This window comes from Paenibacillus sp. FSL R5-0486 (genome assembly GCF_037975155.1).
Classification (GTDB): domain Bacteria; phylum Bacillota; class Bacilli; order Paenibacillales; family Paenibacillaceae; genus Paenibacillus; species Paenibacillus amylolyticus.
Genome location: NZ_CP150237.1, coordinates 5,920,932 through 5,933,571 on the forward strand (window position 1 = coordinate 5,920,932; position 12,640 = coordinate 5,933,571).

At 48.0% G+C, this 12,640-nt stretch carries 7 protein-coding genes; all 7 read right to left on the bottom strand.

Annotated features, from left to right (window positions below; all coding sequences use genetic code 11):
- Positions 1 to 22: 22 nt before the first annotated feature.
- The 7 genes from MKY01_RS26205 to MKY01_RS26235 all read right to left on the bottom strand — a co-directional run bounded on the left by MKY01_RS26205 (position 23) and on the right by MKY01_RS26235 (position 12,633).
- Positions 23 to 3,229, bottom strand: coding sequence for an alpha-mannosidase (locus MKY01_RS26205; protein ID WP_339284203.1), 3,207 nt, complete (start codon positions 3,227 to 3,229; stop codon positions 23 to 25).
- A gap of 4 nt (positions 3,230 to 3,233) precedes the next feature.
- Positions 3,234 to 5,588, bottom strand: a complete 2,355-nt coding sequence (locus MKY01_RS26210) for a glycoside hydrolase family 3 N-terminal domain-containing protein (RefSeq protein WP_339287265.1) — start codon at positions 5,586 to 5,588, stop codon at positions 3,234 to 3,236.
- Positions 5,589 to 5,624: 36 nt separating this feature from the next.
- Positions 5,625 to 6,545 carry a carbohydrate ABC transporter permease gene (locus MKY01_RS26215; RefSeq protein WP_036605781.1) on the bottom strand — a complete coding sequence of 307 codons (921 nt, stop codon included), beginning with the start codon at positions 6,543 to 6,545 and terminating at the stop codon, positions 5,625 to 5,627.
- Between the two features lie 23 nt (positions 6,546 to 6,568).
- Entirely contained in the window at positions 6,569 to 7,498 is a 930-nt protein-coding gene (locus tag MKY01_RS26220) for an ABC transporter permease subunit (RefSeq protein ID WP_036605780.1), read from the bottom strand.
- Positions 7,499 to 7,575: 77 nt separating this feature from the next.
- Positions 7,576 to 9,048, bottom strand: coding sequence for an ABC transporter substrate-binding protein (locus MKY01_RS26225; protein WP_036605779.1), 1,473 nt, complete (start codon positions 9,046 to 9,048; stop codon positions 7,576 to 7,578).
- Positions 9,049 to 9,329: 281 nt separating this feature from the next.
- The gene (locus MKY01_RS26230; protein ID WP_339284205.1) at positions 9,330 to 10,844 is read right to left on the bottom strand and encodes a response regulator transcription factor; all 1,515 of its coding nucleotides are present in this window, start codon (positions 10,842 to 10,844) and stop codon (positions 9,330 to 9,332) included.
- A 1-nt stretch (position 10,845) separates the two neighbouring features.
- Positions 10,846 to 12,633: a sensor histidine kinase gene (locus MKY01_RS26235; protein WP_339287267.1), complete on the bottom strand. Its 1,788-nt coding sequence runs from the start codon at positions 12,631 to 12,633 to the stop codon at positions 10,846 to 10,848.
- Between the last annotated feature and the right edge of the window lie 7 nt (positions 12,634 to 12,640).

A 12,640-nucleotide genomic window follows, 5' to 3' on the forward strand; every position in this document is an offset into this window, starting at 1 on the left:
GCTCGAAATATTTCAAAAAGGTTTACCGCAGTAGCACGGTTTGTATTTCGTAAGGTTTAAAAGATAATGTAATCTGGCCATTGGTATGGGCCAGTGGTTTGATCGGTTCTTCGAGCGCGTTGGAGTGGTACGCTTGCTCAAAGGCATGCGGCCATTGCAATGTGATGGTTTCGCGTTTGCCTGATGATTCATAGAAACGAAGGACTGTTCCGTGCCCATCCTCTGCCAATTTGACGGTATCTAGAATCACGTGGCTACTGTTGAAGTTAATCCAGGAGCCTGTTGCTGGACGTACAGGTGCCGCAATTGCAGTTGCATCTGCAATTGGATCGACTCCAGTCCCTGTGCTTGGCTGTACCTGCTCTATCTGCTGCTCTTGTTGTATCTGATCCTTTTGTTGTACTTGTTTCACCTGCTGTACTGTCACCTCATGATTCAGCTCGGCTGCCTGACGTACGGTGTGTGCAGTTCGCCAGTCTCCGTCGTGAGGGTAGAGGGAATAGGTGAATTCATGTTCTCCCAGATCGGCTGTGCGATCAGGCCATTTGGGTGCACGCAGTAGGGACAAACGAATAGTGCTTCCCTGCACGTCGTACCCGTATTTGCAATCATTGAGCAGACTCACGCCGTATCCATATTCGGATACATCTGCGAAGCGATGTCCACAGACTTCATACTGCGCTTGTTCCCAGCTTGTGTTGCGATGTGTTGGACGTTCCAGTGTGCCAAACGGAATCTCAAACGTAGCCTTGGAGGTCACCACATCAATCGGGAAACCAACTTTCAGAAGTTTGTGATTTTCGTTCCAGTTAACCTGTGTTTGGAAGTCAATTCGCCGTGAGTCATGATAAAAGACGATATCTTGTGTGATTTCCGATTGATGTAGCTTCCAGCGGAAGCGCAGGACATCTTTCGTTGAACCCGCAAGCACCAGCTTTTTCTCCAAAAGTTCCACTTCGCCAGCAATCTGTTCTTCATAACGACTGTCGATATCCCATGCATCCCAAAGCGTTGGACGATCGTGGAAGAAGTGAAGTTGATTGCCTCGTTCACCCGGCTTCAACATCTCACGCTCTGCGGTTTTATCCCACAGGCGGGTGATCTCCCCACGTTCGTTGAACTGCACATGATAAAAGGCAGTATCCCATGTATCATTAAAGGTTGTTTGTGCGGCAAGGTTCTTCATTTCCCGTACATTCGTTTCCCTTGTATTTTCCGGTACAAGCCAAATCGTCTTATATCCAAACGCCGGAATGTCTGTCACGAGAATAGACATGCTGCCATCCTCCCAATCCATCCGCAGCCGTTGGCCTTCTTCATCGATGCCGTAGCGATCCAAGCCATCCTGCACAGGAAGTTGAACGACTGCACTCCGTTTCCAGCCCAGGCTGTTGAATACAACATAGGCTACTGAACCTTCCGGTCCCTCTGTGTTGATACCCGTTGTCAATGCAACAATGCCTTGATCCAGTCCGGTTCTGCCCAATTCAAATACCTGTACATATTCCTCATTCGAAGTGACGTAGGACTCCGTAATTGCCGAGCCCGGTATAATATCGTGGAATTGATTCAGCAAAATTAATTTCCAGCCTTCATGCAGTGCTGAACGCACTTCAGCTTCTGCATCTGCCTCCATATCTGGCAGAGCGAGTGTATTCCACAGCTCAGCTTCTCGATACAGAACCTCCGCTTTCCGGTTGTTGCGCTTATTGCGCGCATGGGTCGTGTAGGTTCCCCGATGTAACTCAAGATACAGATCGCCATGCCACTTCGGAAGTACAGGTTGCTCCTTTTCAATTCCGGCAAAGAAAGCTCCAGCTGTGCTATATCGGCTCGCAGGCTGACCTACCATCAGGTCTGCGCGATCCACATACTCCAGCATCTCGCGTGTTACGCCACCGCCGCCATCACCGTGTCCGTATAGAAGCATATGCTCCGGATGAGCCGCTTTCTCACGGTAGGACTGCCAGTGATCATGAATGTCCTTCGGCAACGTATGCTCGTTAACACCATGATTGAGGTAGGACAGGATCGGTGTGCCGTCAATGCCCACCCAGTGGAAGAGATCGTATGGAAACACATTTGTGTCGTTCCATCCGAGCTTTGTTGTCATGAAATATTCCACATTGCCATGCTTCAAAATCTGTGGCAGGGAGGCACAATACCCAAACGTATCCGGCAACCATTCAATCTGTGATGTCTTGCCAAACTCCTCCATATAGAAACGCTGACCATATAACATCTGGCGAATCAGGGACTCCCCGCTCGGGATGTTCAGATCCGGCTCAACCCACATGCCGCCAACCAGTTCCCAGCGGCCTTCTACAATCCGTTGCTTCACCCGCGCGTAAAGCTCGGGATCATGCTCCTTCAGAAACGCATATAATAAGGGTTGGCTCTGGGAATAAACATAGTCCGGATATTCATTCATGAGTGCATCCACGGTGGAGAAAGTACGGCTCGTTTTGCGTACCGTCTCACGTACAGGCCACAGCCAGGCAATATCAATATGGGACTGTCCCACCATATGCTCCAGACCTTCCGCGTTTCCGCCAATCTCACGCACATGATGCTTCAGATTATTCTCAATCTGACGAATACCCTCTCCCTGCTCAATCTCTTCTGCTGACATGCCTACAAATTGATCCATCGCACGATACACCAGTTCTAACAGGCGAACCCGCCGAAAGTCACTTTCCGGTAGCAACACAGCCGAATCACGGACAATAATGACGGTATACATCAGACTACGAACCGCTTCATTGGGTCTCACCAGCAAGCTCGTAATTGATGTGATTGGCGGCTGAATAACCGCCTGTTGATTCAACGGGTCTACAGGTTCAGGTACCGGATCAAACATCTCGATCTCCAGTTCTGGAGCGTTTCCGACTTTGGATGGATCAAGCGTGACGTAGGTATGATTGCGGTCAAGGCCCTGATAAGAGTTCCCATTTACCCGAAGCAAGCCTTCTCCGCCTGTCTCAAATACAAGCCCATAAGGTGTTTGCTGCCATGTAGCAGGAATCTCCAAACGTGTTCTGAAAAAATAAGTCGTTCCCTGTTTGCTCGGAAAACGCTCAAAATCTTGCCCTTCGGGGTACTCACCCTGATCCTCATACTGTCCTGGCACATGATAATAAGCGCGGGTAATGTCCCAGCTGCGCAGCTGTAATTTCTCCAGCCACTGATGTTCGGACAACTCGCGAATAAATCGTCTGATACGTTCCAACGTCTTACGCCTCCCTTACGGTCAGTTCGGCCATTTGCGTATCGTTTACGCTGCTGCCGATATGAATATGAAATTGTCCCGGTTCAACGACAGGCTTCAAATCACGACCAATATACTGCAGCTGCTCGGCCCCTATGTGGAATTCCACGGTCTGTGTCTCTCCCGGCTCCAGGTTCACTTTTGCAAACCCCTTCAGTTCCTTGGCCGGACGAGTTAGTGAGCTGACCACGTCAGAGATGTACATCTGTACAACTTCTGCACCTGCATAACGGCCGGTGTTGGTCACGTTCACCGATACCGTAACTGAATCATCAGTTGTCATAGATGCAGCACTCAGCTGCGGTTCACTGTACTCATATGTGGTATAGCTAAGTCCGTATCCAAATGCATAACGTGGCTCCAGATCCTCTTCGAGGTAACGTTTGCCTCGGGAACGTTTGCCGTTATAATAGATCGGTAATTGGCCGACATGCTTCGGAATGGAGATCGTCAATTTGCCTGACGGATTCACATCACCGAATAAAATATCTGCAATGGCACGACCGCCCTCTTGACCCGGATACCACGCCTCCAGAATTGCATCGGCATGTTCATCCACCCAAGGTTCAGTGATGGGACGACCATTAATGTAAACAACGACAAGCTTCTTGCCGAGCTTGTGGATCTCCTGAATGAGTTCCAACTGTACTCCGGCAAGACCCAACGTCATCCGGTCGATCCCTTCGCCACACTCCATATCATTCCAAGAGTTATCCGACACATTGGAAGCCCCCGTCTTCAGATCAATTGTTCCTTCTCCAAAGTCACGTGCACTGGAGCCGCCAACCACCATAATGACCGTATCCGCTTGACTGGCAACTTCGATCGCACGCTCGAATCCTTCTTTCGAATCACCTTTGATCCGGCAGCCTGGTGCATAAAGAACCTGTTCTGTACTGCTGTCACCAGTCAAAGCACCAACAGAACTCTTCTCCGTTTGCCCATCCACATGACTAGCCAGCTTACTGCGAATCCCATCCAGTACCGTCGCCACTTTCGACTTCGGTTGCGGAGATGTGTAATCGCCCAGTTGATTGTAGGCCTGATCCGCATTTGGGCCGATCACGGCAATCCGGCCCACATTTGCTAACGAGAGAGGTAACGTGTCAGCCTCATTTTTGAGAAGTACAACCCCTTCCGCAGCCAACTGGCGTGCCAGTTGAATATGCGCTTCACTTCCAATTACTTCTGCTGCCCGATCGGCATCCACATAAGGCTGTTCGAATAAGCCCAGTCTGAACTTCAACGCCAGCACGCGAGAGGTAGCCTGATCCAGAACCTGCATATCAAGTTTGCCTTCTGCCACCGCCTGCACCAGATATTGCCCAAACATCTCACCGGACATTTCCATATCGATGCCTGCCTCAATCGCCTGTACGGAAGCTTCCATTCCATCTGCCGCGACATCATGCCCACTTGCTAGCATGTTGATCGCACCACAATCCGTAATGACCAGACCGTCAAAGCCCCAATCCTTACGCAAAACATCTTCCAGCAATTCCGTATTCACGGTGCAAGGCGTGCCATCAATTTCGTTATATGCTGGCATGATCGACACAGCGCCCGCTTCCACCGCTTTGCGGAATGGATAGAGATCCACTTCCAGCAGCTCGCGCCAGCCCATATGTACAGGCCCTGCATTACGTCCGCCTTCTGAGCTGCCATAACCAACAAAATGTTTCAGCGTTGCCGCTACTGTATCTCCACGGTCAAGACTTTCACCCTGAAGCCCTTCTACGGAAGCAACTGCCAGCTCTCCAATGAGAAACGGATCTTCACCGAAACATTCCTCCGTACGTCCCCAGCGCGGATCACGCACAACATCCAGTACCGGAGAATAGGTGACCGCACCACCTTGAGCACGTGTCTCCCGTGCTACTGCTCGGCACATCTCCCGATACAGATCCACATTCCAGGTGCTCCCCAGTAAAAGAGGGACAGGATAGACCGTTCCGTCAATAGCCATATGACCATGCGAGCACTCTTCCCCGATCAGAATGGGAATCCCCAGTCTGGAATGTTCTATTGCATAACGTTGAATCAGATTGACCGCCTCAGCGCCTTCTCTGGCGGATAGTCCATTTTCCAGCGTAACGCCCGTCCACGGATCTGCGCGAAGTGCACCATAGAGGGAGCCGACGCCCCCATTTTCCACTTGCTGTTTAAAGGATTCGTTTAACGTGATGTTCCCTTGATCATTCGTATAGGTCTGCCAGCCAAATGGCTGCGTAAGTTGACCTACCTTTTCTTCCGTAGTCATCAGGCTAAGCAGGTGTTGTACCCGTTCCTCTACGGATTTGCTTTGGTCCTTATAAGTCATCAATCTGCATCTCTCCAATCCTATAACGTGATCCGGTTATTCTTTGACCGCGCCCACCGTCAGACCCTGTACGAAATAACGCTGGAAGAACGGATAAGCGAATATAATCGGCAACGTAGCAAGCACAACCATCGCCATTCGGGACGTATCCTGCGGAATGGACTGCATGGCTGCCAGACTCATCGAACTGTTAGCAGAGTTCTGCTGGATAAATTGGATACTCGACTCAATCCGCATTAACATAGATTGCAGTGGTACCAGATTCGGATTATCGATGTATAACAGCGCATTGAACCAATCATTCCAGTAACCGAGTGTACTGAACAACCCGATGGTTGCCAGTCCCGGCAAGGAGAGTGGAACCACGATTTTCATAAAGGTATAGAACTCACCGGCGCCATCAATCTTCGCCGATTCAATGACTGCATCCGGTACACTGGTGGAGTAGAATGTACGCAGGATCATAATATAGAAGGCATTCATCGCCAGCGGCAGAATCAGTGCCCATAACGTATCTTTCAACCCAAGCAGCTGGGATACGACCATATAGGTTGGAATCATCCCGCCGTTGAACAGCATGGTAAGAATTGCAAAGATGGAGAAAAATCTCCGATATCTGAAGCTCTTGCGGGAAACCGCATACGCATACAGCGACATGAGAATCAGACTGATGATGGTACCAAGTACCGTCACCAGGATGGTAACTCCATACGCCCGTAGTAGCGTGTCCCCACTCTGCCAGACAAACTGATATGCCGCGAGACTCCATTCTGCCGGAATCAGACGATACCCATCACGGGCCAGTGCTTTCTCGTCTGTAAACGAGATGATAACTACAAATATAAAAGGAAATACACAGATCAGAGCGAATAGACCTGCGATGATGTTCATGATCACGTTCCAGCCGTTGGATACGTGGTGGAAGTCGCGTTTTTTAACAAGCCCTGCTTGAGCCATAGTGGTTCACTCCTTTCCCTGTCCTAGAATAGGCTGCTGTCTTTATCTACTTTGCGAACAACATAGTTGGAGATAATAACAAGCACAAAGCCCACCACGGATTGATACAATCCCGCTGCTGTACTCATGCCGATCTCACCACTAGTTTTCAAACCTCGATATACATACGTATCAATAACATTGGTCACGGAATAAAGCGTACCCGAATCCCTTGGCACCTGATAAAAGAGTCCAAAGTCGGCATAGAAAATGCGGCCTACGGCCAACAAGGTCATAATCGTGATGATGGGCGACAGCAACGGAATCGTAATATTGCGAATCTGCTGCCATTTGCTTGCTCCATCAATCATGGCTGCTTCATACAGTGATTTATCAATCCCCAGTATGGAAGCCAGATAGACAACGCTGCTATAACCGATGGTTTTCCATAACGCTACGAATACCAGAATATACGGCCAATATTTCGCCTCGGAGTACCACTGAATTGGTTCCATCCCAAACCAGCCGATAATCTGATTCAACATCCCGCGGTCCATGCTCAAGAAGCTGAATGCGAAGTAACCAACAATAACCCAGGAGAGAAAATACGGCAGAAACATGCCGGTTTGATACAGTTTGGCGAGTCGTTTATTGACTAGTTCCGAGAGCAGGATTGCCAATGCCACAGCAAACACCAGTCCCAGGAAGATAATGGCGATGTTATAAAAGAGGGTGTTGCGTGTAATGAGCCATGCGTCACTTGTGCTGAACAGGAATTTGAAATTGTCCCAGCCAACCCATTCACTCTTCATCAGACTTGCCCAGAACCCTTCACGGCTGAATCGATATTCTTTGAAAGCAGCCACTGTACCCACGAGTGGCAAGTAGGAGAAGAAGAAGAACCAGATGGCGCCTGGTAGCACCATGAGCAACATGACTCGGTTTCTAATCAGGTTTTTCAAAAATGTAGTCATTGTGGAGATCCTCCTTCAGGCTTGAATGAAAAAGGACCGGACGCGATAAGCAGCCGCCCGATCCTTACGATGTACTGTTACTTGTTTTCCGCTCTCCAGGCATCCAGCTGGCTTTGGGCTTCAGCCATTACTTTCTCCAGTCCGGCTTGATTGAACTTCTCAATCACTTGATCCAGATTGGCTGCCGGGTCCAGTGTACCTGTCATCAGTGCTGCCCAATATTGCTCTTTCACGTTCTGTACCGCCGTCAGTTCGGACGATACATTGCTTGCATCAAAGTTAAAGCTGAGGATCGGGGAATTGACACCTTCAGCGTTAAACTTCTTGAACTCATCCCATTTGTTATCCGGGTCATTGCTGTTCAGATAGAGCAGCATGTTGTTCCCAAGGGAGTATGAAGGCATATCGTAGTTTTTCGATTCAGGCAGATTTTCCATATGTGTGTCATCCACTTTTTTGTAGTGTGTGCCCTCAATACCGGAGTCCACCATATTACGCAGCACAGGATCTGTATTGAGCAGGTTCAGGAATTCCATCGCTTTCTCCGGATATTCCGAGTTGGCCGAGATGGCCATGATGGAACCTTGTACAGATGTATTTGTTATAATTGCTTCACTTGCAGGTGTTGAAACGACTTGATAACCGTAACTTGCAGACCATTGATTGTCCGCGAGCGGCTGAGTCTGTGCACGATCCAGGAACCAGTTGCCCGATGTTGTCAGGTCGTTCGTGGAACCTGTTGTTGCCGCTTCTGCCGATACATAACCAGCCTTGTAGTATTTGTGCATCGTAGTAAGTGCTTCTTTCATTTCAGGTGTTTCCAGTATGTTTACAAGCTTATAGTCTGTTGTATCCAGCTTGATTGCCATTGGCAGATTCTGAATGACATAGTCATAAGGCACGTAAGGAACATAGTTTTTATCCATGGCAAATGGTGTTACACTCGCCTCGTTTTCCTTAATTGTTTTGAGCAGAGGCTCCAGACTGTCTAACGTACGAACGCCAGAGATGTCCAACTTGTATTTATCAACCAGCATTTGGTTAAAGCGCCATACCTCTTGTTGTGGCAACTCTTTGTTGGCTGGAATTCCGTAATTGTGTCCATCTACCTTGGAACCGCTGAGGAATGCAGGATCAATGGTCTTGGTAAGATCCTGACCGTATTCAGCAAGCAGGTCATCCAATTCAAGGAATGCACCTTTTCTAGCATTTTGTACATAATCGAATCCACCAGAAGAAGTGAACAGAATGTCCATTGGCTCACCGGATGCTACGTTAACCTGCATCTTCTGCGGGTAGTCACCCCAGTCAACCATCTTCATCGTTACCGTGGCATTAATTTTCTCTTTGGTATACTTGCTCACTTCTTCCATCACTTTGTTGACGTCTTTCTGAGGGGTACCGATGGTATACCAAATCAACTCTACCGCATCATCTCCAGCTCCCCCGGATTCTGAAGCATCTTTGCTTCCTCCACAGGCACTAAGAACAAGTGTAACGGCCATTAACAATGCAAGAACGAGTGAGAAGCGTTTTCTTTGTTTACTCATTTCTTTGATCCTCCCTTTTCGTGTTCCCTTAGGCTCTACTTACTAACTGCTTTAACCTTATCGAATGAAAGCATTTACAAAAAGAAGATAAACTTAAGTTTTCGAGGTACAAATTAAAGAGAAATCGTCCTTGGGCCACTATTTTGTACCTATTTAAATAAATCGCTTACATGAAAGAGACATGCCGGGTAACGTATGCCATGATTTTCTATCATGCCATTCCTGTTCCCGATATGTCTCTTGGCTCTCTGTCCGCATGGTTGGATCTACCCGTCACCGAATTAACCAAACACCTTGAAATCAGTCGGTGAAATCCCTACATATTTGCGGAACTGTTTATAGAAATACCCCGTCTCCCAATACCCTACATTTCGGGCGATCTCATGTACCTTCAGATTGGAATTGCGTAGTTGCTCCTTCGCACGTTCAATTCGGTATTTGTTGATGTATTCGGCAAACGTCTCCCCTGTCTCCTTATGGAACAATTGTCCCAAATACACCGGATGCAGATGATAGTGGGCACCCAATAGCTTCAAGGAGAGCTCTTCTGCGTAGTGTTTGTCGATATGCTGAAGCACTTGGTTTACAATTGGATTTTTCAGATCCTGCAATAGGGATTGGATCGTCTGCGACCCAACCTGCTGAAGCGCCCGCACGAGCTCATCAAAAGTGCCACTTTCCAGTACAAGTTGAAGCCCTTGTTGGTATATGGCAGACTCATCCGAGTGTTTGATGCTCTCCAGTTCCATCTTGAAGCGAATCACAACTTCCAGTGCGGTATTCTGTAACTCCCCAGGTGTAAGCCCATCGCGATGCTGTTCAAAATCCATGCGAATCCGGTCAGCAAGTTGTTCAGTATTGCGGGACAGAATGAGTTTGGCATACTCCCTCCATTCAATGAAAAAGGTCGCCGTTGAATTTCCGCACCTTTCCAGCATGGCATGGTCGATGACTTTAAGGTCGGGATAAATCATCACATACTGGAGTGCTTTTTTGGCCTCCGCATAACTGGTCGGCGCATGGTATAACCCTTTCATCAATCTGCCTGCTCCAATGCGTGCCGCCGGATGGGTTACGGTTATCTCATCAGATAATGCCTGCAAGCCATCCATCAACTTCTGTTCCTCGTCACTCGTACCCTGAATGTTGGCAATAATGACGATGTCTCCATCGATATCATGAAATACGTTCAGATGGCGTCTGTCTCTCAGCATCTCTTCTACACGTTCAAACATGCCAGGTACTTGCCCTTTGTCACGCAGAATGGCCACAGCAACGTCCGGTGCATCCAGCGAAAGGTTCATGAACTGGGCACGTTCTTCAAATTCAGTAGCTGCAATCTGCCCCGTAAGCCATCGATGAAGAATGTTATCTTTCAGAATCTGGATGCCATACGCATCATCGGCTTGAGGTGATACCGTATGATCCAGCTTGGACGCCGTGTTGCTCAGCGTGGATTCCAGTTCCTCTACATTAATCGGTTTGAGCAGATAGTTTTCGATCCCCAATTGCATGCCTTCCTTCAGATATTCGAACTCATTGAAACCACTGAGGATAATGACCTTAAGCTCAGGTTGCACTCGCCTTGCTTCCCGAATCAGATCGAGACCATTCATGAGTGGCATGGATATATCCGTAATCAGAATGTCCACAGGCTGAGAAGAGAGCGCTTGTAACGCTGCTTGTCCATTACCTGCATGACTCACAATTTCCATACCAAATGAAGACCAATCCACAATATCGTATAAACCTTCAATGATGAATGGCTCATCGTCCACAACAAACACCTTGTACATGTTAAACACCTGTCCCTTCTGTATGTGGATAACGCACCCTGATCCGTGTTCCTTCTCCGAGGGTGCTCTCTATGGTGATACCGAACTCTGGCCCATACAGGAAGCGCAATCGACTATGGACACTGCGTAGCCCGAACATCTGACCAGACTCTTCAGGACGTTCCAGTTCTTCAAGGATTTCCGTCAGGCGTGCCGGATCAATGCCTTTGCCATTATCTTTGACTTCCACTTGCACCACATCATCTGTCTCTTCCACAACAATGGATAATCGGTTATCCGAACGTTCTGTCTGAATGCCGTGTACGACATAATTCTCAATGATAGGTTGAAGCGAAAGTTTGACCACAGGGTGTTGATAATATGCAGCATCGATCTGGATCGTATATATGAAAATATCCTTGTAGCGGATTCGGAATAACTCCAGGTACAAACGGCAAGCTTCCATCTCATCCTTCAGCGTATAATTTTTCTTTTGCTGTACCAGGCTCTTGAACAATACGGATAGACTATAGATCATCTCGCCGACATCTCTCGCCCCCTGGGATATCGCCCTCATCCGAATCACTTCAAGCGTATTGTAGAGAAAATGAGGGTTGATGCGCGCCTGTAATGCGACCAGCTCGGTCTCCTTCTGTTTGATCTCGGCCTTGTAGACCCGTTCAATATACAGATTCAGCTCATCCAGCATGTCGTTGAAGCTATGTGAGATCTGCCCCAGTTCATCATCTCGCGGATCGTCGATGCGAGCCGTCAAATTGCCATATTTCACTTTTTGGGTGAAGCGGATAATTCGACGGGTTCGTTTGGCAAAGTTAATAATGAAAAATGCCGGAACCAGCACGGCAAACAAAATACATACGATACTGATCGAGATAATGGTATTGCGAATGCCCGCATAGGTTTCAGCCATCTCTTCTACCGGAACGGTGCCAATGACCACATAACCCTGATCCGCGGAGACAAACTTGTTCACGTACATGTTCTGCTCCTTTTTCATTGAATCCATATCCGTCTGATCAAACAGGGAATCGGCCACATTCACGTAGGGGTACTTCTTCCCGTAATAATGATTGTTGGAGTCAAATAACACTGTACCTTTGGCCGATAACACCACGATTTCTCCCTTGAGATTACTCTCGTAGTTATCCAGAGCATTCCCGATCCCCTCCGATTCGAAAAACACAAGAAACTGCCCCAGATTACGAAGGGTCTGTGTATTGTTAATCGGTACGCGGATGGAGTAGAGCGCAGGGTCCCATTGATTAATCTCTTTGCGAATCCAGTAGTTGGGTGCACTGATATTGGGCGTTTCCATCGCCATCACGTCCGGAATATAGGAATGAGCTACATTGGCGTCCAGCTTGCGGAACTGCTTGTGTTGATTAAAGGTAGACAAATCCTGCTGCTCAGCGCTATACAACATGAGTTGATTAATCTGCGAATTGCGATCCATAATGTTCTGAAAATGTTTCAATACATCGGCCGAATAGTCATCCTGATTGGCATAATATCCATTGGTCATGTGCTGAACATATTCAGCGTACGAATGATTCATCAGGTAAGTAATGTTGGCGGACAGCGCCTCATTCTGATGCATGTCCCTCACCATGTTTTGTACCGATTCATACTGCTGATGAATGTATCGATCCACATGTTCCATCGCCGCTTTCTGGATCGCCAGTTCCCGGCGAATCGTGGAGTCGGACACCGACAGGAAGATGATATAAGACAATGTAATGATCGTGACAATGGATATCATCGAGAAGATCAGTAGCATTTTCATAAACATATTATTT